General features: G+C 68.5%; 16 protein-coding genes. 2 read left to right on the plus strand and 14 right to left on the minus strand.

The genetic code is table 11. From position 1 onward, the window contains the following. Positions 1 to 76: 76 nt before the first annotated feature. The 4 genes from FV560_RS04940 to FV560_RS04955 all read right to left on the minus strand — a co-directional run bounded on the left by FV560_RS04940 (position 77) and on the right by FV560_RS04955 (position 6,356). On the minus strand, positions 77 to 559 hold the full coding sequence (locus FV560_RS04940; RefSeq protein ID WP_159620001.1) for a flavin reductase family protein: 483 nt from the start codon (positions 557 to 559) through the stop codon (positions 77 to 79). Next, positions 546 to 2,003, minus strand: a complete 1,458-nt coding sequence (locus tag FV560_RS04945) for a PIG-L family deacetylase (protein ID WP_159620003.1) — start codon at positions 2,001 to 2,003, stop codon at positions 546 to 548. Before FV560_RS04945 ends, FV560_RS04940 begins: the two co-directional genes overlap by 14 nt. A gap of 370 nt (positions 2,004 to 2,373) precedes the next feature. Continuing rightward, positions 2,374 to 4,287: a translational GTPase TypA gene (gene typA / locus FV560_RS04950; RefSeq protein ID WP_159620005.1), complete on the minus strand. Its 1,914-nt coding sequence runs from the start codon at positions 4,285 to 4,287 to the stop codon at positions 2,374 to 2,376. Positions 4,288 to 4,571: 284 nt separating this feature from the next. Beyond that, positions 4,572 to 6,356: an ABC transporter ATP-binding protein gene (locus FV560_RS04955; RefSeq protein ID WP_235019933.1), complete on the minus strand. Its 1,785-nt coding sequence runs from the start codon at positions 6,354 to 6,356 to the stop codon at positions 4,572 to 4,574. Positions 6,357 to 6,433: 77 nt separating this feature from the next. Between FV560_RS04955 and FV560_RS04960 the strand changes: the two genes are divergently transcribed. Beyond that, complete coding sequence (locus FV560_RS04960) at positions 6,434 to 7,018, plus strand: PH domain-containing protein (protein WP_159620007.1); 585 nt, start codon at positions 6,434 to 6,436, stop codon at positions 7,016 to 7,018. A 65-nt stretch (positions 7,019 to 7,083) separates the two neighbouring features. Here FV560_RS04960 and FV560_RS04965 read toward each other — a convergent pair whose 3' ends face one another. The 3 genes from FV560_RS04965 to FV560_RS04975 all read right to left on the minus strand — a co-directional run bounded on the left by FV560_RS04965 (position 7,084) and on the right by FV560_RS04975 (position 11,744). Beyond that, a complete protein-coding gene (locus FV560_RS04965; RefSeq protein ID WP_159620009.1) occupies positions 7,084 to 8,130 on the minus strand; it encodes an ABC transporter permease in 1,047 nt (348 codons plus the stop codon). Next, positions 8,127 to 9,665, minus strand: a complete 1,539-nt coding sequence (locus FV560_RS04970) for an ABC transporter permease (RefSeq protein WP_159620011.1) — start codon at positions 9,663 to 9,665, stop codon at positions 8,127 to 8,129. Before FV560_RS04970 ends, FV560_RS04965 begins: the two co-directional genes overlap by 4 nt. A gap of 165 nt (positions 9,666 to 9,830) precedes the next feature. Next, a complete protein-coding gene (locus tag FV560_RS04975; RefSeq protein WP_159620013.1) occupies positions 9,831 to 11,744 on the minus strand; it encodes an ABC transporter family substrate-binding protein in 1,914 nt (637 codons plus the stop codon). A 726-nt stretch (positions 11,745 to 12,470) separates the two neighbouring features. On the opposite strand from FV560_RS04975, the gene FV560_RS04980 reads away from it, so the two are divergent. Beyond that, positions 12,471 to 14,693, plus strand: coding sequence for an NADP-dependent isocitrate dehydrogenase (locus FV560_RS04980; RefSeq protein ID WP_159620015.1), 2,223 nt, complete (start codon positions 12,471 to 12,473; stop codon positions 14,691 to 14,693). A gap of 137 nt (positions 14,694 to 14,830) precedes the next feature. On the opposite strand, the gene FV560_RS04985 is transcribed toward FV560_RS04980, so the two are convergent. The 7 genes from FV560_RS04985 to FV560_RS05015 all read right to left on the minus strand — a co-directional run bounded on the left by FV560_RS04985 (position 14,831) and on the right by FV560_RS05015 (position 24,036). Then, entirely contained in the window at positions 14,831 to 17,302 is a 2,472-nt protein-coding gene (locus tag FV560_RS04985) for a polysaccharide lyase 8 family protein (protein WP_159620017.1), read from the minus strand. A gap of 83 nt (positions 17,303 to 17,385) precedes the next feature. Further along, entirely contained in the window at positions 17,386 to 18,528 is a 1,143-nt protein-coding gene (locus FV560_RS04990) for a methyltransferase domain-containing protein (protein ID WP_338049692.1), read from the minus strand. 146 nt (positions 18,529 to 18,674) lie between these two features. Next, the gene (locus FV560_RS04995; RefSeq protein ID WP_159620019.1) at positions 18,675 to 19,214 is read right to left on the minus strand and encodes a helix-hairpin-helix domain-containing protein; all 540 of its coding nucleotides are present in this window, start codon (positions 19,212 to 19,214) and stop codon (positions 18,675 to 18,677) included. A 24-nt stretch (positions 19,215 to 19,238) separates the two neighbouring features. Next, positions 19,239 to 21,740 carry a DEAD/DEAH box helicase gene (locus tag FV560_RS05000; RefSeq protein WP_159620021.1) on the minus strand — a complete coding sequence of 834 codons (2,502 nt, stop codon included), beginning with the start codon at positions 21,738 to 21,740 and terminating at the stop codon, positions 19,239 to 19,241. After that, the gene (locus tag FV560_RS05005; protein WP_159620023.1) at positions 21,737 to 22,027 is read right to left on the minus strand and encodes a DUF1905 domain-containing protein; all 291 of its coding nucleotides are present in this window, start codon (positions 22,025 to 22,027) and stop codon (positions 21,737 to 21,739) included. The genes FV560_RS05000 and FV560_RS05005 overlap by 4 nt, the downstream gene beginning before the upstream one ends. 34 nt (positions 22,028 to 22,061) lie before the next feature. Further along, positions 22,062 to 22,394, minus strand: coding sequence for a cupin domain-containing protein (locus FV560_RS05010; protein ID WP_159620025.1), 333 nt, complete (start codon positions 22,392 to 22,394; stop codon positions 22,062 to 22,064). A 16-nt stretch (positions 22,395 to 22,410) separates the two neighbouring features. Beyond that, positions 22,411 to 24,036, minus strand: a complete 1,626-nt coding sequence (locus tag FV560_RS05015) for an MFS transporter (protein WP_159620027.1) — start codon at positions 24,034 to 24,036, stop codon at positions 22,411 to 22,413. Between the last annotated feature and the right edge of the window lie 25 nt (positions 24,037 to 24,061).

Genomic DNA, 24,061 nt, shown 5'->3' on the forward strand with positions numbered 1-24,061 from the left:
GACGCAATCGCGCTACTCGCTGTGACCATGCCCACCCCAACGGTCACAGCATGGTCACAACGTCTCGCGGTGGCAGTCAGTCGATCGTCATCATCCGGCTCATCCGGTGCACCAGCGCCCCGGTACGGTCAGACTGCGTCCCTGACGCCAAGACCCTGCCCACCACCACGTCGTGCGAGCCGGCCTCCTGGATCCACTCCGTCTCGGCCTCCACCCATGCGGCCGCGCTGTCGAGGATCGCCGCGCCGCTGTGCTCCCCGCGGTGAAAGGCCACCTGGTCAAGCTGCCCGCGCGTGGGCCGGCCCGGACTGGCCAGCCACTCCGCCTCCGCCCGGCCGGACCTGCTCACCACGCTCACCGCCCACCGGGTCACCGACTCCAGCGCCTCCCGCAACCTCGAGTCCTGGTGCACGCAGAACAACACGGTCGGAGGCTCCAGCGAAACCGAGACGACGGAGGTCGCCGTGATCGCGATGTCATACCGGTCCCTGGCGGACACCACGCAAACGCCGGAGGTCAGCCGGGCCATCGCCGTCCGGAACATCTCAACGTCCGTCACGGAACCACCTCGCAGGAAGCAACCCCGGCACTGCGGTCATCAGCACAGCCCCCAGCAACCAGATCGTGCCGATCGCCTCGTCCGTGACGACCACATCACCGCCGGGACGCACATACGCCAGGGCGATCACCGTGGCAGCCACCGCGACGGCGTGCACGATCACCCCGAGCCGGTCGGCGAAACTCCGGCTCAAGGTACCCGAGGCCACGATCGCCAGAAGAGCCAGGACCAGGCCGAACGGAGGCTCCCACCGGTGGAACGCCGTCGTGGCGGCTGCCATCACCACCCCGAGGACGGCCGTGAAGGCGCGCATCAGCACCGCGTACCAGGCCGGCACCTCCTCCGCGTCCTCGCCAGGGACCATCACGGGAGAGACCTCACCGGACCCCTGCTGCGGCTCAGCTGCCGCGAGCGCACCGCGCAACGCGGTCGTGCTCCCCCACCCGGGAGCCACGGTCAGACCCACGTGGGCCGTGAACGGCTGCAGCACCTCGTTGCTCAGGGCGAACCATCCGAGCGCGCCGCCCCGCTCGGAGTACCCCTCGACGGATTCGCCGTCGATCTCCGCCAGCAACTGGGCGTCCTGGACCTGACTACGATGAGCGCGCATCGCTGCCGCGACACGACCGGCTACATCAGCGGTGTCCACCACCAGGTCCACCTGCGCATCCGGGCGCACGATGGTCGCCATCTCAGCGTCCGGATCAGCAACCGTCAGCGCCCGGCCGAGGCTTGTCAGGCGAGGCCGGGACGGCGTCGTGGCCAGCCATGCGGCAGCAGCCCGCGCGGACGATTCCGGCCGCACCACCCAGGCGGCCACAGGCACACGCCAGGGCTCAAGATCAGCGCACGGGTCGTCGTCGGCCATGGGTTCGAGCTGTTCCTCGGCGGCGAGCTCGAGGCTCCGCCGCATCAGCTCGTGCATCCGGATGTGATCGGGATGGCCGTAACCTCCACCCGGTTCGTCGGAGAGGACCAGGTGGGGTCGCAGCCGGCGGATGTGCGCAGCCAGTAGCCGTGCGGCCACCGCGGAATCCTGCGTGGTGAGAGCGTCGCGCCCGGCGGCGGGGTCGGGGATTGCGCGTACGCGGGAGTCGCCGTCCCACTGCATCCCGGAGTCGGTGTAGCGTTCCCGACGGCGTCCGGTGAGCCCCGGAAGAGCGTCCAGGAAGGTGTGGCCCGCCACGCCCAACGCATCGAGCGCCCCGGCGAGCTCGGCCACGCGCACCTCGGCCAAGGCTGGGCCGTCACCCTCCAGGTGGGCGATGTCGCCAGGGATCACCTCACCGCGCTCACCCCGGTTGGCGGTGACCACGTGCACCTCGGCCCCACGGGCGAGCCAGGCGAGGATCCCACCACCGGTGAGGGTTTCATCGTCGGGATGGGCGAAGCCGGCGAGCACGCGCAGCCGCTCCGGCTCCGGCTCCGGCGAGAAGGAAGTCACCACCCCATCCTCCCTCAGGACGGGCCGTGCTCCATCGCATGCACCTGGCCGCAGTCCGTTCTGCACCGGCCGCACTTGACCGGAGCGACACAGATGCGTCGAACCGCGCAGCATGCTGCTGCAGATGGTCGCCACGATGTCGATGCCGTCACGAGCCGGTATCAGGACTGCCGGCAGCGCGCGATCCCAGCCTTCCGCGCTGCCGCCGCGGGCCTAATAATCGACCCCTGAGCGGTTCAGGGGTCGATTATTAGGCCCCTGAAGGGGGCTCGCGCCGTCCGGGCCGTCCGGGCCGCCGGGGCACACCGCGGGCGTGCCAGCGACCTCAGCCCTCACCGGCGACCGCAGGCCCGGCGCCCGCGGCTGCCGGTCAGACCTTGCGCCGAGCAGCCTTGGTGCGCTCATGCTGGTTGAGGATGACCTTGCGGATGCGCACCGACTCGGGTGTGACCTCGACGCACTCGTCGTCCCGGGCGAACTCGAGAGACTCCTCCAGGGTGAGCGTGCGCGGCGGAGTGAGGTTCTCGAACGACTCTGCCGTGGCGGAGCGGATGTTGTTGAGCTTCTTCTCCTTGGTGATGTTGACGTCCATGTCGTCACCGCGGGAGTTCTCCCCGACGATCATGCCCTCGTACACCTCGGACGTGGGCTGGATGAAGAATGAGCCCCGCTCCTGCAGGTTCAGCATCGCGAACGGAGTCGCCACGCCGGCGCGGTCGGCCACCAGTGAACCGGACGTGCGGAACTCGATCTCGCCGGCCCACGGCTCGTACCCCTCGGAGATGGAGTGCGCGATCCCGGTGCCGCGGGTGTCGGTGAGGAACCGGGTGCGGAACCCGATCAGCCCGCGTGCGGGCACGACGAACTCCATCCGAATCCAGCCGGTGCCGTGGTTGACCATGGTCTCCATGCGACCCTTGCGCGCGGCCAGCAGCTGAGTGACCGCGCCGAGGTACTCCTCCGGAACATCGATGGTCATCCGCTCCATCGGCTCGCAGAGCTTGCCGTCGATCTCGCGCGTGACCACCTGCGGCTTGCCGACGGTCAGCTCGAAGCCCTCGCGGCGCATCTGCTCGACCAGGATTGCCAAGGCCAGCTCACCACGGCCCTGCACCTCCCAGGCGTCCGGACGCTCGGTCGGCAGCACCTTGAGCGAGACGTTACCGATGAGCTCGCGATCGAGCCGGTCCTTGACCTGTCGCGCGGTGACCTTTGCACCCTTGACCCGGCCGGCCAGCGGGGAGGTGTTGATCCCGATGGTCATCGAGATCGCGGGGTCGTCCACGGTGATCAGCGGCAGCGGGCGCGGGTCGTCCGGGTCCGTGAGGGTCTCACCGATCGTGATCTCCTCGATCCCGGCCACGGCCACGATGTCACCAGCACTCGCGGACTCGGCCGGCACCCGGTCGAGCGCCTGGGTGCGCAGCAGCTCGCTGATGCGCACATTCTTCAGAGTGCCGTCCTTGCGCGCCCACGCGACGGTCTGGCCCTTCTTGATCGTCCCGCCGCGGATACGCAGCAGCGCCAGCCGGCCCAGGAATGGGGACGCGTCGAGGTTGGTCACATGCGCCTGCAGGGGTGCGTCGGCGTCGTAGGTGGGCGCGGGGATCTTCTCCAGCACGGTCTGGAACAGCGGCTCCAGGTCCGGTGAGTCCGGCAGCTCGCCGTCACCAGGCTGAGTCACGCTCGCCCGGCCAGCCTTCGCCGAGGCGTAGACGACCGGAACGTCCAGGACGGCGTCCAGGTCCAGGTCGGGGACGTCGTCGGACATGTCCGAGGCGAGGGAGAGCAGCAGATCCTGGGTCTCCGAGACAACCTCCGAGATCCGTGAGTCCGGGCGGTCCACCTTGTTGACCACGAGGATCACCGGCAGGTGCGCGGCCAGCGCCTTACGCAGCACGAACCGCGTCTGCGGCAGCGGACCCTCGGAGGAGTCCACCAGCAGCACCACACCGTCGACCATCGACAGGCCGCGCTCGACCTCGCCACCGAAGTCGGCGTGGCCGGGTGTGTCGATCACGTTGATGATGACCTGCGGATGGCCGGTGGAGGCGGCCGACGGCCCGGAGTAGGCGATCGCGGTGTTCTTGGCGAGGATCGTGATCCCCTTCTCCCGCTCCAGATCGCCGGAGTCCATCGCTCGTTCGTCGACGTGGTCGTGATCGCCGAAGGCACCGGACTGCCAGAGCATGGCGTCGACCAGGGTGGTCTTGCCGTGGTCGACGTGGGCCACGATGGCCACGTTGCGCAGGTCGGTGCGGGAAGCGAGGGTGGGCACACTCATTCAGGCGGTCGCTCTCAGGTGGGAAATGCGCCAAGATCGCGGACCGGGCGCAGACGCGCGCCCGGCCGGGCGCTGGACCTCAGTGTACTGGCACGGAGCCGATCGCCCAGGACCGGCGTGGGTAACCGCCATCACCGCACCGCACGTCCGCCACCCAGGCACCACCCCGGCTGGCATCTGACATACCTCCGGCAGTCTGACCCACCTCTACCCCCTGCCGGCGGTGGGTCAGACTTCCGAAGGTGTGTCAGACCGCGAGAGAGGCATGGTCGACTCCCCGGCCGCTACAGCTCCGTGCGCGGTCCCCGGCGGTGCTGCACCTCGTACTGCTCCTCCGCCGCCAGCTCGGCAGCAGCCTCGGCGAGCAGTTGGTCGCGGCGCTCGCGCCGCACCTTCTGCTCCGCCGGGTCGGGAACCGGTACGGCGGCGATGAGGCGCTGGGTGTAGGGATCCTGCGGGTGGTGCACGACCTGCGCGGTAGACCCGATCTCGGCGAGCTTGCCGTGGTGCATCACCGCGATCCGATTGGAGAGCATCTCCACCACGGCCAGGTCGTGGCTGATGAACAGGCAGGCGAACCCGTGCTCGCGCTGCAGCTCGGAGAACAACTCCAGCACGTTCGCCTGCACCGACACATCAAGTGCGGAGGTCGGCTCGTCGGCCACCAGGATCGTGGGCTCCAGGCTGAGGGCGCGCGCGATACCCACCCGCTGGCGCTGACCGCCGGAGAGCTCGTGCGGGTAGCGGTTGCGCATCGAGCGCGGCAGCTCCACCTGGTCCAGCAGCACATCGATCTTCTTGGTGAGCTCGGCGCCCTTGATCCCGGTGTGCAGGTACAGCGGCTCCCCGATCGACTCCCCGATCGGCAGCCGCGGGTTCAGCGAGGAACCCGGATCCTGGAAGACGATCCCGACCCGCTTGCGCAGGGCGCGCAGGTCCTTCGGCGATATCCCGACCATGTCCCGGTCGTCGATCCGCAGGCTTCCGCCCGTCACCGGCAGCAACCCGACGACGGCCCGCCCGATGGTGGTCTTACCCGATCCGGACTCCCCCACCAGTCCGACGACCTCGCCGGCACCGATCGTGAGGCTGACGCCGTCCACCGCCCGGAACGCCGGAGTACGTCCGCGCTTGGGGTACTCGATGATCATGTCCTCGGCGATCATCACCGGCTCCCCGGTGACCGCTGCCGGCTGCTCGGGACGAGCCGCCGGCGCTCCTTCGCGCACCTCGGTGGCACTCACGCCGCCCAGGTGGGGCACGGCGCCCAGCAGTTCCTTGGTGTACTCGTGCTGGGGGCGGGAGAAGATCTCCTCGGCCGTGCCGCTCTCGACCACCTCACCGCGGCGCATCACGATGATCTTGTCCGCCATATCGGCCACGACACCCATATCGTGCGTGATAAGCACGATGCCGGAGTCGATGCGGTTGCGCAGGTCGCGCATCAACTTGAGGATCTCGGCCTGCACGGTCACATCGAGCGCCGTGGTGGGCTCGTCGGCGATCAGCAGTTTCGGATCGCACGCCAGCGACTGGGCGATCATCGCGCGCTGGCGCTGCCCGCCGGAGAGCTGGTGCGGGTAGGAGTTGAACCGGGTGGCCGGGTCGGGCATCTCGACCAGGGTGAGGAGTTCGATCGCTCGTTCCTTGGCGGCAGCCGGCCCCATGTCGATGTGGGTACGCAGTGTCTCCACGATCTGGAAGCCGATCGGGTAGACCGGGTTCAGCGCGGTCATCGGTTCCTGGAAGATCACGGCCATCTCGTTACCGCGGATCCGCCGCATCGGTGCCCCGGTCAGGCCGATCAGCTCGGTCTCACCGAGCTTCGCACTGCCGGTGGCGCGTCCGTTCGTCGGGAGCAGGCCCAGCAGTGACATCGACGACTGCGATTTACCGGATCCGGACTCACCGACGATCGCGAGCACCTCACCGGGGTGGACGTCGTAGGAGACGCCGGTGGCGGCCGGGAACCATTCGCCCTCGACGAAGAAGTCGACGCTGAGGTCGCGCACCGTGAGGATCGGCTCGGCGGTGGCCACGGGCTGCTCCGGGGCTGTCTGCGTGCTCACGCGGCACGCTCCTTCCTACGGTGCTGGTCATGCTGGCCGTGTCGGCCGCGATGACGGGCGAATGAGACCATGTGGCGATGGGAGCCACTCTCACGTTCCGGTCCCCGGTCGGTCGCCTGCTCACCGTGGCGATCGGCGCGGCAGGGGTGCTGCTGGTCGGGTATGCGATGGTGCTGGACGGACCGTTCGCGCTGTGGCAGACCGGCCCGACGGCGCTGCTCGTCCTCGCCCTGGTGTGGTCCCTGTTCTGGGAACCCCAGGTGGAGGTCTCCGACGGCGGCATCACGGTGGTCAACATCCTGCGCACCGTGCATGTGCCGTGGCCGGAGTTCACAGCCGCGGAGACCCGCTGGTCGCTGGAGATCCGCGCCGGCGATCTGACGGTGACCGCCTGGGCGGTACCGGCCAGCAGTGGGACCGGGGCGCGTCTGGCCGCCCGTCGACGTGGGCGATCCGGCGACAGCGCCTCCGGATCGGGCGCCGAGGCTGCCGCGCTGGCCATCGGGGAGCGTCGTGCTGCACTGGCCGAGGCGGGCCATTTGCGTGGCGCCCGTCGTGGCGCAGTTCCCCCGCGGGTCACCTGGAATCGAGCGCAGGTTGCGATCCTGCCCACGACGGCGGCCCTCGCCCTGGCGTCGTGGCTCACCACTGGCCTGCTCTGAGCAGGCGACAGGCGGCTGCGCAGCCTGGGTGGTGAACCCGGGCTCACGTCCTCTCACCTGCACCGTCATGACGTCGCCACCGAACTGCTCTGGTGCTCGCGCCGGGTGGCCTTGGCCATGGCGCGGGCGGAGGGGAGGCGCTTCTGCCGTGGGTCGAAGGCATCCCGGAGGCCGTCGCCGATGAAGTTGATGCACAGCACGATGGTGATGATGAACATGCCGGGCCACCAGAACAGCCAGGGACGGGTGCTGAAGGAGCTCTGGTAGTCGCTGATCATCCGGCCCAGCGAGATCGTCGGCTCCTTGATGCCGAAGTCCAGGTAGCTCAGTGCCGCCTCCAGCAGGATGGCCGCACTCATCAGCAGGGTGACGGTCACGATGATCACACCCATCGCGTTGGGCAGGATGTGCTTGAAGATGATGCGCGAGTTGCTGGCGCCTGCCACCCGGGCGGCGTCGACGAACTCCCGCTCGCGCAGGCTCAGGAACTCTCCGCGCACGAGACGCGCGAGCGTGGTCCAGGTGATCGCCCCGAGCACCAGGGCCAGCGGCACCGCACTGGCGGAGCCCACCAGCTTGCCGAGCACGGCGCCGATCACCAGTAGCGGCATGGTGATGAACAGGTCGGTGATGCGCATCAGGAGCGTGTCGGTGAATCCGCGGAAGAACCCGGAGAGGGCGCCGACGAGCACGCCGATCACGGTAGCCACTGCGCCGACGACGACCATGATCACCATGGTGGTCTGCACACCTTTCATGGTGCGGGCGAAGATGTCGCGACCGATGGTGTCCTGACCGAAGGGGTGGTTGCCGATCGCGAAGCCCGCCTCACTCCACGGCATCGTGAGCGTCGGCGTACCGCCGGCGTTCTCGAGGGCCATGGTCTCGGCCGGATTGTACTGCCACCAGCCGCCGACGTACCAGCCGAAGACGGGGAACCCGATCGAGGTCAGCGACAGCAGTGCCACCAGGATCAGCGCCACGAGGGCGACGATGGCGCCACGGTGGTGGAAGAAGCGCTCGCGGACGATCTTGCCCTGCGACTTGCCCTCGACCGCCTTGAGCTCGATGGCATTCTCGGCCTGCTCGGTGGGTTCAGGTTGGGAGGTCATGCGTTCACCCGGATCCGTGGGTCGAGGACGGCGTAGATCAGGTCGGCGACGATATTCGCGACGATGGCGAGGAACGCCACGATGATCAGATAGGCCATCACTGGTTCGATGTCGTTCTCGTCGAGGTGGCGCAGGAACATCTGCCCCATCCCGGGCCGGTTGAAGATGTTCTCGGTGATGATGGCGCCACCGATGAGCGTGATGATGTCGATCGGGACGATCGTGGCCATCGGGATGAGCGAGTTACGGAAACCGTGCCGCATCACGACCGTGCGCTCGGTGAGCCCCTTCGCGCGCGCGGTGCGGATGTAGTCCTGGTTCATCACCTCCAGCATGCTGCCGCGTGCGTAGCGGGTGTACCCGGCGAAGGAGAGCAGCATGAGGGAGATGGTCGGCAACAGCAGGTGGGTGTACTGATCGAGCGTCGTCACCCAGAAGTCGCCCTCGAGGTTCGGAGTGCGATCACCGATGGTGGCGATCGGGCGACCCCGGATGATGTTGGAGGCCATGTAGTCGTCCCAGACCTGCATCACCCGGTCGATGAATATCAGTGTCGCGACGGGTACCGCAGTCAGCGCACCGGTGCGGGCCGAGATGCGCCAGTCCGGCCCCCGGAACAGCAGGCCCACCCCGGCGCCGACGAGAGCCGCAAGCACGCCCAACCCGAGGGCCGTCGCCCAGTTCATCACGCCCCAGGCGCCGAGGTAGTAGAACCCGAACTGCATCGGGTACCACAGCGCGATTCCCAGGACGGCGACGGTGAGGGAGGTGTAGAGAGCGCGGCGGTTGCGCAGCCCGCTGGAGAGGGTCGTCACCCCGAGTGCGATGGCGAGCGAGGAAACGGCCAGCAACACCGGGCCGATGTTCGGCTGGCTCCACCAGTCGGTGAGTTGGATGTAGAGCAGGACGGCGATGGTCACGCCCGCAGCGCTGGCGCCGACCGTCAGCCGTCGTCTGACGTCGCCACCGAAAGCGAGCGACCACACCAACCCCATGACGAGGGCGATCCCGAGGATCACTGGTATTGCGATGACCGGGTCACGCAGGAAGTCGTTGTACCCGATGGCGCCCCACTGTTTGAGCAGCACTGCGATCCAGAAGGAGGGCAGCGAGTACAGCAGGAAGGAGAGGAAGGTGATGAGGTAGTCGAAGGTCGTGTACTGGCGCAGCGCCGAGACGATCCCCACCGCGATGCCGAGGAAGATCGCCAGGACGGTGGCGGCGGTGACCAGCTGGACGGTGGAGACGATCGCGGCGGCCAGGATGTCGGCGACGTCGCGACCGGTGGTCCATGCGGTCCCCAAGTCGCCGGTGACGAAGGCACCCAGCCACCACAGGTAGCGCAGCAGCACTGGGTCATTCAGATTGAGCAGTTCGATCCGCTGCTCGATCTGCAGGTCCTTACTCGGATCGGTGCTCAGCCGCAGATCCTCCAGCGGGTCGATCGTGAAATCGACCAGGACATACATGATCAGCGACGACACGAACAGGATGCCGATGCCGATCAGCACGCGGCGCACGATGAAAGTCAGCATGGGTGAAGGAACCTCGTCAGGCGGCTCGGTCAGCCGTAGGTGCGGGGAGTCTACGCTGACTCTCTCCAGCGCGGGTGGCGATGACCGAGCGGTTGCGGGCGGTGCGGGCAGACCTGGGGGTGCCGGCCGGAGCCGGCACCCCCAGGTGTCACGTCAGGGACGCGATCAGGACTCTGCGTCCTCACCATCCTCGTCGCCGGTCAGATCCGTCTCCCACTCCCAGAAGTTCCAGAAGATCGTCGGGGAGATGGAGATCGGGTCCACACCCTGCAGGCGGGCGTTGAATCCGTGCACACCCGGGTGCTGGTAGAGGGTGACACCAAATCCCTGCTCGACGAGGATCGTCTCGACCTCGGCGAGGATCTCGGCCTGGCGTGCCGCGTCGGTCGTGACGGCGAGCTCGTCGTACAGCTCGTCCACGCGCTCGTCGCGGAAGTCACCGAAGTTGTTCCCGCCGCCGGTCTCGAAGTTCGCAGCCGACTCACTCACCGCGGTGGAGGTGGACTGCCAGCCGAACATCGAGGCGTCGTAGCCGCTCGGGTCAGCGAGCAGGGAGCCCCACTCACCGCTGGACTCGTCGATGATCTCGAACAGACCGTCCTGCTGGACGGACTCGGTGATCAGCGCGAGCTGCTCCTGGCGCCGGACGTTCTCGGCCGCAGTGAGCACGCGCACCTGGATCGGCGTCTCCACCCCGGCGTCCTCGAGGAGCTGGGCGGCACCCTCACGGTCGAGCTCGAGCGGGAACAGCTCGTCCATGCCGTTCGCTCCGACGATCTGATCGTAGTTCGGCGACCCGGGAATCGCGGTGTAGGAGGACCGGACGTTGGCCTCGGGGTTGAGCGGGGAAATGATGCGATCCACGATGTCCTGCCGCGGGATGAGCTTCAGGAACGCCTGACGCACGGCCAGGGCGGTCTCCTCGTCCCCGTCGTAGGTGGCCGGGTCGAACGGGCCGTCGTTGGTGAACATCAGGTCGACGTGCTCGTAGACCGCGGCGTCATCGGTGATGACGTCGAAGTCCCCACCGAGGGCTTCCAAGGCCTGCAGGGTGTCTGCGCTGGCCTGCGGGGAGATGAGGTCCAGTTCGCCGTTCTCCAAGGCCTGGACCTGCGCCATCGGGTCTTCGCTGTAGCGGACCGTGATGGTCTCGATCTGCGGCTGGTGATCGCCGGTGTAGTCTTCGCGCGCCTCCAGGGTGACGTACTGGTCGCGCACGAAGTCGGTCATGATGTAGGGGCCGCTGGACAGGTACAGCGACTCGTCCTCCGGCAGAGTGTCGCCGAAGGCGAAACCGTTGTTCCAGAAGTCCGAGATCGGGGCGAGCGCCTCGGCGTCGTTGTTGACGACGGCGTCGACGAAGGCGTCCTTGGCCTCCTGCGGGTCCTCGATGTCGAGGGCGTGCATGGCGACCACGTGGGCCGGCACGCCAACGTCGAGGTTGTCCTCCCAGTCAGCGAACGGCTGCGAGTAGACGAAGGTGATCGTCTTGCCGTCCTCGGAGATCGTCGGAGTCTCCTCGATCAGGCCGATGTTGCCGGAGGTGAAGTTGAAGAAGACGTTGTTCTCAATCTCCTCCTGCGGCACTTCCTCACCGGCGTTCTCGGAGTCCTCCGGGTACAGCCAGACGACATTGCCCTCGTCGTCGAAGGACTGGACGAACTCCGCGGTGTTGAAGTGACCGCTCAGGGCCACCCAGCTGAGGAGCATGTCAGTGGCGTCCACCGGGGTGCCGTCCGACCAGGACGCGTCGTCGGTGAAGGTGTACTCGACCGTCAGCGGGTCCTCGCTGGTGACCTGGTACGAGGCGAAGGACTCGTTCGGGACGAGGTTGAGGTCGCCGTCGTAGTAGTTCACGTAGTCGTTCATCAAGTACCGGATGTTCGCGTTCGCGGTCGCGTTGCCGGTCGCGCTGTCCTCGTTGTACTCGTAGAACCCCTGGTTCCAGCCGACTGTCACGGCGGTGCCGGTGTCGAGCCCACTGTCGGTCGACGACGTGTCGGGGGTATCGCACGCGCTCAGCACGAGCGCGCTGGCTGCCAACGTGGCAGCGACGGCGGTGATGCGCCTGATCTTCACAGTTCCTCCTTTGGATGGCGGGGGGCTGCTCGCCCCGGGCCTGAGCCCGGATCGACCTGGTGGGTCGGACGAGTTGAGCGTTCGCCATGGACAACGGGAACTGTACACACGCCCCTGTGTGCGGCGACCCACCCATGACAATCTTGTATCCGCATCGTTACCTAACGGATACCTGATTGTCTATAGCCACCTATTGACCCCGCCATTACTCACGCAATCCCGCCCCCAGGCGGCACGGTATTCCGGCACCCACATCCAACCTCGTCTCAGCCCCTGGAATCTGCCGGTGGACGTCGACCCTGGTCAGCCGCACAACGACGCTTCAATCTCACATATTGGATGTCGATTCTGAAGGGTGAGACAACGGATGGAATGCACAGGCCATTTCGCGCGACGATCAATTCCCGCCGGAGATGCCCTCGCGACCGCCTCGCTCGAAGATCCGGTGCACAGCGCACAGCATTCCTCCACCGGGAGAATGTCGCCCGCGACGGTTTGACAGACACCGCCAGGAACGCTCGAGACCCACTGGCCGGAGCCGGACTCATCAGGACCACTCACGTCAGTGCCACTCACGCTGGCCGCGGCACGTGATCGCTGGCATCGGGACCCATCCGTGGCACCTGACGCGGCACCCTCTGCACCGATGACGAGCAGCAGGAGCCGTAGAGACGATATCTTGATATCGAGCAATCAGCGCCACACCACGACGGGACTCACTGACGCATGTCGACCATCATCTACACCCACACCGACGAGGCGCCGCTGCTGGCGACCTACTCGTTCAAGCCGATCATCGAGGCCTACGCCGCCACCGCCGGCGTGGAGGTGGAGACACGGGACATCTCGCTCTCCGGCCGCATCATCGCCGCCTTCAACGACGTCCTCCCCGCCGAGCAGCAGCAGGGCGACGCGCTTGCCGAGCTCGGGGCACTCGCCAAGACGCCCGAGGCGAACATCATCAAGTTGCCCAACATCAGCGCCTCGGTCCCCCAGCTCAAGGCCGCGGTGGCCGAGCTCCAGCAGCAGGGTTTCGACCTGCCCGACTATCCGGACGAGCCCAAGACGGAGCAGGAGAAGGACACCCGCGCGCGCTACGACAAGGTCAAGGGCAGCGCGGTCAACCCGGTCCTGCGTGAAGGAAACTCCGACCGTCGCGCCCCGATGGCCGTCAAGGAGTACGCGCGCAAGAACCCGCACCGTATGGGCGCCTGGAGCGCCGACTCGAAGACGAACGTCGCCACCATGGGTGCAGACGACTTCCGCTCGAACGAGCAGTCCGTCGTCATCGGGGCCGATGACACCCTCACCATCCGCCACCGCGCGACCGACGGCAGCGAAACGGTCCTCAAGCAGTCCGTCCCGGTGCTCGCCGGCGAGCTCGTCGACAGCACGGTGATGCGCGCCGAGGCGCTGGACGCCTTCCTGGCGGCACAGATCCAGCGCGCGAAGGATGAGGGCGTCCTGTTCTCCCTCCACCTGAAGGCCACCATGATGAAGGTCTCCGACCCGATCATCTTCGGTCACGCCGTCCGGGCCTTCCTGCCGGAGCTCTTCGCCACCCACGGTGAGCAGCTCGAGGCCGCGGGCCTGAGCCCGAACGACGGCCTCGGCGCCATCCTCTCCGGGCTCGATGCGCTCGAGGCGAACGTCGCCGAGCAGGTGAGGGACGCCGTCGAGAAGGGTTTGGCCGAGGGCCCTGCCCTGGCGATGGTGAACTCCCACAAGGGCATCACGAATCTGCACGTGCCCAGCGATGTGATCGTGGACGCCTCCATGCCAGCCATGATCCGCACCTCCGGCCACATGTGGAACGCCGACGACGCCGAGCAGGACACCCTCGCGATCATTCCCGACTCCTCCTACGCCGGCGTGTACCAGGCCGTGATCGAGGACTGCCGCGCGCACGGCGCCTTCGACCCGACCACCATGGGCTCGGTGCCCAACGTCGGCCTGATGGCGCAGAAGGCCGAGGAGTACGGCAGCCACGACAAGACCTTCGAGATCGACACCGCCGGTCGCGTCGAGGTCGTGAACGCCGCCGGTGAGGTGCTGCTCAGCCACGAGGTCTCCCCCGGTGACATCTGGCGCGCCTGCCAGACCAAGGACGTGCCGATCCGCGACTGGGTCAAGCTCGCCGTCACCCGCGCCCGGGCCACCGGCGACCCGGCCGTGTTCTGGCTGGACGAGACCCGCGCGCACGACCGCAACCTCATCGCCAAGGTCGAGCAGTACCTCGACGACCATGACACCGACGGTCTCCGAATCGAGATCATGTCCCCGGTCGAGGCCACCCGCTTCTCCCTCGAGCGCATCCGCCGCGGCGAGAACACCATCTCGGTGACCGGGAACGTGCTCCGGGACTACCTGACCGACCTGTTCCCGATCCTGGAGCTGGGAACCAGCGCCAAGATGCTCTCGGTGGTACCGCTGATCAACGGCGGTGGCCTGTTCGAGACCGGCGCGGGCGGCTCCGCACCGAAGCATGTGCAGCAGCTCGTGGAGGAGAACCACCTGCGCTGGGACAGCCTCGGTGAGTTCCTCGCGCTGGCCGAGAGCTTCGACCACCTCGGCACCACCACGAGCAACGCCCGCGCGAAGGCGCTGGCCGACACGCTCTCGCGCGCGACGGCCACGTTCCTGGACGAGAACAAGTCCCCCAGCCGCAAGGCCGGTGAGATCGACAACCGTGGCAGCCACTTCTACCTCGCCCTGTACTGGGCGCAGGAGCTGGCCGGACAGACCGAGGACGCCGAGCTGGCCGCCGGGTTCGCGGAGGTCGCCGCGGCACTGAAGGAGAACGAAGAGGCGATCACGGCCGAGCTGCTCGCCGTGCAGGGAGAGCCCGCGGACATCGGCGGCTACTACCGCCCCGACGACGCCAAGGCCTCCGCCGTCATGCGTCCGTCGGAGACGTTCAACCGGGTGATCGCCACGCTGACGGCGTGACCGACCTCGCTCCGCAGGCTCACGTAGCCGTGAGGCTGCGCCGGGCTGACGCCGGCTGAGGCGACGCACAACAGAAATCCCTCGTCGATCTGGTGACCAGATCGACGAGGGATTTCTTCGTGTGGGCGCCTACCCGGTCAGCGGCTCGCGAACTTCACCCGGTGCTCGCCGCCGCGGCGCACGTCGGCGTCGACCGAGAGCACCAGCGGGGCCGTGGAGACTACCGTCACCGACTCATCCGCCTCGATGACGGCGTCGGGCACCTCGATCGGCAACTCGACCGTGAGCATGCCGCCGGCCTTCGTCGGCTGCGCCACGACCACCTCGACCTGACGCTTGGCGCGTCGGTTGGCGTTGCTGTGCGGGGGCGGGGTCTGCCGGTGACCGACCGCGCACGGCCCGCTGACGGTGTACCCGCCATGGGTTCCTGCCTCGAAGAAGTGGCCCATGCGGGTCCCGTCGCCGGCCTGCACCAGGTGCGCGGCCGGCTCGGCGAGCACGACGGCGACCCCTGGCCGCTCCGCCTCGTCCGCCGTGGTCCGGGCGTCCGCGAGCGGGAGGATCTGGTAGGCGTACCAGTCACCGTCGCCGGTGTGTTCGCGTTCGATCCGCACGTAGTCGCGGCTGACCTCCTCGTCGGTCCCACCGGTGTCGGAGCCGTCGTTGATGGTCTTCCAGGTACCGGTGCGACGTTCGGACCGCACCTGCCAGGTGAGCGCGGCACCCGCAGCGTTCTCAGTGTCCTCAGTGTCCTCAGTGTCCTCAGTGGCGAGCGCGACGATACCGGCATGCCCGGCCACGTGCACCGCCGTGGCCGGCAGCGGGGTGTCGGTGAGCACCACGGCGTCGCCGTCGACCTGAACGGCTGGGATCTGCCCGACCGGGAAGGACCGGTTCTCGGCGATCGTGCGCGCTCCCGTTCCGGAGGAGTCGGTGATACCCGATCCGACGCAGACGATCCGGTCCTCCAGGTAGAACCAGGACTTGTTCGCGCGCAGGTTGCCGGAGAAGTTCCGCAGGTTCATCGCGGTGGTGCCCATCTCCCCGGCGACGGTGAGACCACCGGCGTAGGAGTTCTGAGCGCGCGGGATACCGGTACCGTCACCGAGGCCGGAGGTCCGCTCCTCCCCGGTCACGGTGATCCCCGGCAGGGCGTACGGGTCGACAGTAGGCCAGAAGTCGGCGGAGTACTGCGCCGAGTCCTCACGGTGGTACAGGAACATCATGCCGTCGCCCTGGTACCAGCCGAGGTTGTTCTCCCGGTTGCCCCACTCGTACCGCCCGATCCGGGCCGAGGACGTGTTCACGACGGCGGCCCACTCGCCGCGGTGGTGGACGATGCGCTCCTGCTCGTAGGTGTTGGTGGTGCCCACACGAGGCTCCGCCGCCGTGATCGCTTCATCCTCGACGACGGCGAGACTACGGGCCGTAGCCGCCAGGGTCTGGTTGTTGGTCGCCAACGGCTGGTCCTCGGTCCGGTCCAGCCATCCCTTCACCATCGCCCGGTAGCGCGCCGCGTCGGCTGCCGGAGCGGAGTCGGCGAGTACGAGGATGGCCGAGGCGATGGCGAAGCCGGAGTGGAAGTCCTGCCCCTGCTGGCGTGAGACCGCCCGGCCGCGGGTGGTGTCCATGGTGCGCACGTCCCACTGGAAGGGCGCGAAGGTGAGGTCGATGGATTCGAACAGGTTGTTCACCTGCGGGTCGCTCACTGCCCACTGGCTTCCGGCGAGGAGCGCCAGCACCTCGGCCACGCCGGTGATCGCGACCCCACCGTAGGTGCCGGAGTAGGGCAGGTACCCGTGCTGGATGAAGGAACCGTCATCGTAGAAGCCGTCCCCGGAGCTGACACGCCCGAACACGCTGTTCGCGCCCCCGCCGGCAACGTCGGAGAGAGCGTCGCGGCCGAGGATGACGTCGGCTTCGTCCTCATCGATCAGTCCGCGCATGATGCACGAAAGCGCCTTGTCCACCCGGTTCGCGCCGGTCTCCTTCAGCCAGGTGTAGTCCCGCCGGACGTTCGGATCCGGGGCGTGGAACCGGACCGCGGCCAGCAGCAGGTCGACCACCTCGTCCGGGGCGTTCTCGCCGAGCAGGATCAGGGTGTCGGCCACGCGGCGCGGGAGGCCGATCTCCCAGAACCACCAGTTGCCGGGGCGGCTGCGGCCGGCACGGTACTGGCCGGAGAGGAACCAGAGAGCACCTTGGAGATCGGACAGGAGGTCGGGGTCCTGGTAGTACTCGCTGCCACCGGAAGCCCAAGCCGTGGCAAGGGTGGTGATCCGGTTGGCCGTGACTCCCATGTTCCCGACCTCGGCGGTGTTCGACGCCCCGTTGATCGGCAGGTCCGGCCACAGGTACCGCCGGCCCGATGCGCGGTTGAAGGTGGCGATCAGGTCGCTGGCCTCCGCGTCGATCGTCTGCCGTTTCTGCGCGAGCTCAGGGTGGGTCGCGGCGACATCGCCGCCGGTCAGGAACTCGCGACGCCGATCGACCAGCCCATCGAACGGTTCGGCCGCACGGGCCGAGGTGCTGGTGCCGATCGTGCCAGCAGCGGCGAGTGCTGCCGCGGCACCGACCAGGAAGGTCCGACGTGATGCTGTGAGATTCATTTTCATGGCTCCGTTACCTAGGTGAAAATTGCTCACTCGCACCGTAATGGAAGCTCCGCCGTCAGGCAAGCGCCTTCCAGGAGTCACTCCACCCGCTGCGCGAGGACGACGTACTCCTTGCCGGGACGATCCGGGGCGTCGCGCACCTCGCGGACCAGGAAGCCGCAACGGGCAAGTGACGTCGTCACCTGCTCACGGCTACGGAATCGCAGCGTGGACTCGGCCGGGATCGTGACTCCGTCGGCGAATCGTGTGTGGTTGCGGAAGGTGACCGTCTCGGCGCGTACGTCGAGCAGCTCGTGCCAGGACTCGACCCGGCCGATCCCGGGCACGTCGGCGGAAACAAGGGAGTCGCGGGCGTTCCACGACTCCCAGGCCCGGCGTTCGGGGATGCGCGTCTCGAACACCAGATATCCGCCGGGCCGTAGCAGCGAGGCGATCGCCCGCAGGTTCGCCTCCCATGCCTCATCCGTGACGAACACCTGCGCCACATTGCCGGTCATCACGGCGAGATCGGCACCCGGGCCGGGGATCTCCCGCGCCGCGGCGGCGGCGTCGCCGTGAAGCCACGTCACCCGGTCCGCGTGCGGCTTGCGGCGTGCCACGTCCAGCGAGGCACCCGCGGGGTCCACGCCGACGACGTCGCATCCCCGGCCGGCGAGCACGGTGGCGAGCGTGCCGGTGCCGCAGCCCACGTCGAGCACTGATCGCGCGCCCAGCTCCTGTGCGATGTCCACGTAGAGGTTCAGATCAGACCGGTCCGGGTCCAACGCGTCGTACACGGCAGCGAGTCGGGCGTCGTCGAACACACCGTCTGAAGGCAGCGGCGTCTGAGGAAGCACCGCCACGGCCTCGACCTCGACAACCTGGCCGGGGTAGCCGAGCACAGTCACCCCCATGAGTGTCGAGGGCACGTCGTGGTCGCCGAACGCGGTCCGGACGACGTCCCACACCCGGACCAGGTCAGCCTGGTTCGAGGAGGCCACGAGCACGCGGTGGGAGACGATGTCCGTCAGGTCCGCGCCCAGATCCGCCAGAGCCTGACGCAGGTTCACCACGACGGCGTGGGCCTGGGCTTCGTAGTCCCCGGGCGCGATCGTGGTGCCTTCCGGGTCGAGCGGGCACGCGCCGGCCAGATGGACCAGGCGGGCCGTGGCGGGCACGGATGCCGCGTAGGCGTAGTCAGCGACGGCGAGGGACGGCGAGCGGTGCAGGCGAACGGTCATGGTGGCGACAGTAGGACCGTCAGGCACGACGCCACGAGGCAATATCCGCCGCGACGTGCAATGGCTGTCACGGTTGGAGCGACTCCGAGACTATGCGGCTCCGTGATGCGGGGCGAGGCGTCCCGGGAGCAGCGGGGCCGGTTCGGTCAGGTCGCCGGAGATGGGGCGAAGGACGACCCGCGTTCGGCCAGCGCCTCACCGAGGATCCGCACCGCCTTCGGCCCGACGCCGTGCATGGCCAGCAGCTCTGCCTCGGAGCGCGTGGCCACCTGATCCAGCGTGGTGATCCCGGCGGCCGCGAGCGCCCGGGTGGCGGGCTTGCCGATGGCGGGCAGGTCTGTCGCGGCCGTTCCCGCCAGGGCGGCATCGTAGCACTCGCCCAGATCCACCGGCGCGCAGTGCCGCCAGGCGCGGGCCACCAGGGCATTCAGCTCCTGCCCGTTCACGGCGGCGAGCGGCACACGCACCCCGGTCACGAACGGGCCGCGCGTCATCGGAGCGCTGCCGGACAGGGCCCCGGCCACCTCCCGGACGGCATCGGCCGGGAGCCGAAGCTCAGCTTCGTCACCGTGTGCACTCGCGAAGATCGTCCCGCGGACGCTGAACGCGGGCATCCCGCCGTGCGTCTCCTCCTCGGCTTCGGGAAGATCCAGAGCCGCTCGGCGCAGCTGAGCCGTCGTCGTCATGATCCGATCGTAGGCAGCCGCGCATCACGACGGAACGGGCACACCCCGATCACCGAGCCAGCGCAGGAAGTCTTCGGCGTCGATGACGACCTTGCCGTACTCGCGCGCCTTCCGCGCTTTCCCGGACTGTGTGCCGGGCTCCGCAGTCACCAGCACGTCCGTGCGCGTCTTGGTGACCGAGGGCACCGGGCGCAGCCCCGCGGCCACGGCCAGCGCTTCCATCTCACCCCGTGCGAGCGCGTGTCCCGACGGTGTCAGCACCTCTCCGGTGAAGCACACCCTGGCCTCGGGGTGCAGCACGTCAGCCACCTCGACGGCGTCCGGTGCGTTCGCCGAGACCGTGTCCGCGATCCCGGGGCCGAGCAGGGGCTCGAGCCTGCGCAACCGGTCGAGCACGGCAGCGGTGGCCTCCACCCGGCCCGCGGCAGCCAGCACCTGGGCCCGGGCGACGGCCACGGTGGGGCCGGTGATCGCCGCTGGCCGCTCTGTCACGACCGAGGTGCCATCCCCTGTCGCCTCACCCCCCTCATGACCACCATCCAGTGGCACCTCGCCACCGAGCAAGACCCGCGAGACGGGGCCACTGACGGCGAGCAGGTCAGCCAGCCCGGGCAGGTGAGACGGGCGCGGCGCCGGCACGTCCGGATCGCGGGTGAGCAGGTAGCCCACCCCAGCCGACTCCAGGTCGGAGCCGGAGGGATCGGTGAACGCATCGACGGCGTCCGCGGGAGCGGTGAGCGCGGCGAGCGCCGCACGCGCCAGGTCGAGCGCAGACTCGCTCTGGCCAGACCCACTGACTCGGCCGGCGGCTGCCCGGCTTCCACCGCGGTTGCCGGGCCCGCCCCCGTCGGCAGGCGCTTCCCCGTCCGCGGAGGCCGCAACACCCAGCGGTAGCGGCACCACCACCCCCAGGCGCTTGAGCTCGAAGTCCAGCAACGCCATCGTCTCGTCGATCCCGGGACCGACCGGCGTGCAGCCGTCGAGTACCGGCGCCAGGAGCGCCCAGGCCTCGGCGAGGGTCGGCGCGAGGGCGACGTCCGCCGTCGTGATCGCGTATCGGAGGCGCGCATCGGCCAGGTCACGTTGCGGGTTGACCAGGGTGCTCAGGGCGGTCCCGTCGGAGAAGGCGACGGCGATTTCCACCGGCCGGGGCCGTGACATCCGGCCCTCCTCCCCCACGGTGAGCATGCCGATCCCGCAGAACTGAGCCTGCGCCGTCGTGGGCCTGGCAGAACGGAGGAAGCGGGTGATCCGGCGGTCGGTCTTGAGGTCCTTGGCGAACACGGGCCGGCGCAGCACCAGCCCGGCCATCGACGTGCAGCGGCTGAGTGCCACATACACCTGACCGTCGGAGAAGGTGCCACCGGTCAGGTCGACCACCACCCGGTCGAGGGTCTGGCCCTGGCTCTTGTGGATCGTGATCGCCCAGGCGAGGCGGAACGGCAGCTGGGTGAAGGTGCCGACCACCTCGTGCCGGAGTGCGCCGGATTCGACCACCGGGCGGGTGGCCTCCCAGGTGAACGGTCGGACCTCGGCAGCGGATCCGTCGGTGAATACGACCACCACCGTCAGATCACCCGAGTCTCCTGAGTCACCACTCTCGACGTGCTCGATCCGGCCGATCGTGCCGTTCACCCACCGGTCGCCGGGGTCGTTGGTGAGCATCATCACCTGGGCGCCCTCCTTGAACCGGAGAGTGGCGTCGGCCGGTGGGTCGAGCGTGGTGAGGTCGCCGCTCTGGGTGGCGGTGCTGACGTGCTCGGGGGTGTCGAGATGGGCGAGCCGGGCGTTGTTGCGCGAGGTGGCGAGCCGGTTGGTGGGGGTGAGTGTGAGCCAGAACTCGTGCTCGGGCGGTTCGAACTCGCGATCGGTGCGGGAGTTGAGTTCGTCCATGGCGTGCCCGAGGAGTACACCCTCGCGGATCGCGTTCAGGATGCCGGTGAGGCGGTCGTCGCCGAGCTGGCGGAAGACGGTGGTCAGCTCGACGGTCGGGAACTGGTCGTAGGAGTCGGCGGAGAAGAAGTACGGCGTGGCATACCGGGTGGCGAAGAAGTCCGCCTCACCCTCGGTCACCACGGGCGGGAGCTGGTGCAGGTCGCCCACCAGCACCAGTTGCACACCTCCCAGGGGCGTGCCGGGCCGGGGTCCGAAGCGTTCCAGCGCAGCAGTCAGCATGTCGAACAGGTCCGCCCGCACCATGGAGGCCTCGTCGATGATGAGGGTGTCCAGGGAGGCGAGCGCCTTGGCGAACCGGCCCGGGCGGTAGCGGCCGGTGCGGACCTCCTCGACGGTGGTGGTGGAGGTCAGGCTGAGCAGGCGGTGGATGGTGTAGCCGCCGACATTCAGGGCGGCGATACCGGTGGGTGCGGCGACCACCACCCGGCGCTCGGTCGTGGTCAGGAAGTGCCGGATGAGCGTGGACTTACCCGTCCCGGCCTTGCCGGTGAGGAATAGGTTCTCGCCGCGTTCGAGCAGGTCGAGGGCGCGGGTGAACTCCTCGGTGAGGACGAGGTCGGGCCGGCTCATCGTTCGTAGCGCAGCGCGAGCCAGACGGCCACCACGTCCCCCTCACCGACGCCCTCGGCGCGCTGGACGGCGACCTTTACCGGCAGCAGATACCGCCCGTCCTTCGGGAACAGTGCAGTGGTGAAGCGGGTGCGCCCGATGGTGGCCTCCACGGCGACCTGCCCCCAGTACTCCAGCCCCTTGGCGGCCGACTTGATGTCCTCGGACAGGTCGGGGTCGATATCGACGAACAAGAATGGTGCCGGTCCGCGCCAGGAGATGATCTCGCCGTCGAAGTCCCAGTCCACGGGTCCGAGTGTAGATGGCAACCTCGAGCGACCGTCAGTGCGCAGGGACCGAGACACACACCAGCGTCGTCGCCACCATCGCTTCGACCACACCCGGCGAGTCCGGCGGGACATGCACGTAGTCGCCGGCACCCGCCGTCGCCTCGATGCCGCCGGAGCGAATCCGGAGCTGCCCGCTGACGACCACCCACACTTCCTCATACGACGCCGGGAGCTGGGCCGTCTCACCCGCACCGAACTGAGCAGAGTAGGCGCTGAACGGCAGGCCCTCCTCCGCGCCCACGCCCGGGCTGATCTCGATGCGGCTCTCACCGATGCCCACGCCATCGCGCCGATCGGAATGGAATACGCGGACCATCGTTGCCATGGCTGGTGTCCCCTTCCTAGCGGCCCGTGCCCGGAGCGCCGCACTCGAGGCGCTCAGGCTCATTGTCAGGCTCGGGCTCATCGCTCGCATCCGGTTCCGGTTCGGTCACCCGTGCGCTCCGCAGGCCCCAGAACGCCACCACGGCCAGTGCCGCGAACCCGACCATGGCGACGACGTAGGTGTCCCGGGTGGCGGCCGTCATCGCCGCCGTCACTGCGTCGAGGAGCTCCTGGGCGAGTCCGGGCGCTAGGTCGCGGGCGCCGGCCAGGGCGCCGCCGACGCTCTCGATGCTCTGCTGCGCCACGGTCGGGTCGAGCTCCGCGGGGAGCTGCTGGAGTATCGCCCGGCTATAGCCGAGGTAGGCGACGGTTCCGCCGAGTGCGAGCCCGGCGGTGTTGCCGAGGCTCCCGGCCACGTCCTGCAGGCTCTGGGCGGAACCAGTCTGGTCGGCGGGTGCGTTCGTCAGCACGATGGTGGTTCCGATGGCGAAGACCGGGGACACTCCGATCGCGATCACACCGGACGCGGCGACCAGTGCGATCAGGGAGGCTTCAGGTCCCGTCCGGAGGGTCGCGAACATCGCACCGGCGCCTCCGACGGCGAGCAGAGCACCCGAACCGATCGCGAAGCCGGGTCTCATCCACCGCAGCAGCATCGGAGCAGCCGCCGTGGCCACCATGGAGAGCAGCGCAGGCACCACCAGCAGTGCACCGGCCGCCAACGGGCCGCGCCCCATCACCACCTGCAGGTGCTGCGCGAACTGCAGATCGGCTCCCGCACTGGCGGTGATCACGAGCCAGATGCTCGCGAGAGCGAAAGTGAAGGGTGCCGACCGGAACAGCGACAGGTCCAACAGTGGCGTGGTGAGCACACGTTGGCGCAGGGTGAAGACGGCGAGAAGCAGCAGGCCGGCGAGCAGCACGGCCGCGTGCCAGGGATTCCAGCCGTGGGCGGCGAGCTCCTGCCCGCCGAAGACCACGCCCGCGATCCCCGCGGCGGACATGGCGATGCTCCCCGCATCGATTCGCCCGGCGCCGGAACCTTCGATCTTCGGCAGCAGCCACCAGATGCCCACCACCCCGAGGGCGATCGGGACATTGAACAGGAAGATCGCGCCCCACCAGAAGTGCTCCAGCAGCAGGCCACCGAGTGGCGGTCCCAATGCCATGCCGCCGGAGAAGGCCGCCATGAACAGGGCGATCGCGAACGAGAACTGCCGATTCGAACCGAAGAGAGCCCGCAGCAGGGCAGCACCCGCCGGCGCGACGGCTACCCCTGAGGCCCCGAGCAGCATCCGGGCTCCGATCAGTATCTCGATCGTCGGCGCCAGCGCCGCGAGCGTGGAGGCGATGCCGTAGCCGAGCAGCGCGAGCACCAGCAGCCGCCGCGGACCGAATCGGTCGACGAGTCGGCCGGCGGTGAGCACAAGGCTCGCTCCGGCGATGTCCCCGATGTGCAGCACCCACAGCTGCTGTGTGCCGGAAGGCAACAGGTCGGCAGCGATCGTGGGCATCGCCAGGAAGAGCACGGACATATCCACCGCGGTCATGAAGATCGGCACCGAGAGGATAACCAGCCCGATCCACGCCCGTAGCCCAGCCCGTGTCCCCTCGTCCTGATGTGCGCTGCGGCGCTCGCTCACAATCCCTCCTATTTACGGTACGCTA

Origin of the sequence: Ruania rhizosphaerae, assembly GCF_009805705.1 — a bacterium.
GTDB lineage: Bacteria > Actinomycetota > Actinomycetes > Actinomycetales > Beutenbergiaceae > Ruania > Ruania rhizosphaerae.

Excerpts from the sequence above, each read along its gene's own strand:
- typA (WP_159620005.1), bottom strand. The coding sequence starts at position 4,287 with ATGAGTGTGCCCACCCTCGCTTCCCGCACCGACCTGCGCAACGTGGCC.
- FV560_RS04960 (WP_159620007.1), top strand. The coding sequence starts at position 6,434 with ATGGGAGCCACTCTCACGTTCCGGTCCCCGGTCGGTCGCCTGCTCACC.
- FV560_RS04965 (WP_159620009.1), bottom strand. The coding sequence starts at position 8,130 with ATGACCTCCCAACCTGAACCCACCGAGCAGGCCGAGAATGCCATCGAG.
- FV560_RS04970 (WP_159620011.1), bottom strand. The coding sequence starts at position 9,665 with ATGCTGACTTTCATCGTGCGCCGCGTGCTGATCGGCATCGGCATCCTG.
- FV560_RS04980 (WP_159620015.1), top strand. The coding sequence starts at position 12,471 with ATGTCGACCATCATCTACACCCACACCGACGAGGCGCCGCTGCTGGCG.
- FV560_RS04985 (WP_159620017.1), bottom strand. The coding sequence starts at position 17,302 with ATGAATCTCACAGCATCACGTCGGACCTTCCTGGTCGGTGCCGCGGCA.
- FV560_RS04990 (WP_338049692.1), bottom strand. The coding sequence starts at position 18,528 with ATGACCGTTCGCCTGCACCGCTCGCCGTCCCTCGCCGTCGCTGACTAC.
- FV560_RS04995 (WP_159620019.1), bottom strand. The coding sequence starts at position 19,214 with ATGACGACGACGGCTCAGCTGCGCCGAGCGGCTCTGGATCTTCCCGAA.
- FV560_RS05000 (WP_159620021.1), bottom strand. The coding sequence starts at position 21,740 with ATGAGCCGGCCCGACCTCGTCCTCACCGAGGAGTTCACCCGCGCCCTC.
- FV560_RS05010 (WP_159620025.1), bottom strand. The coding sequence starts at position 22,394 with ATGGCAACGATGGTCCGCGTATTCCATTCCGATCGGCGCGATGGCGTG.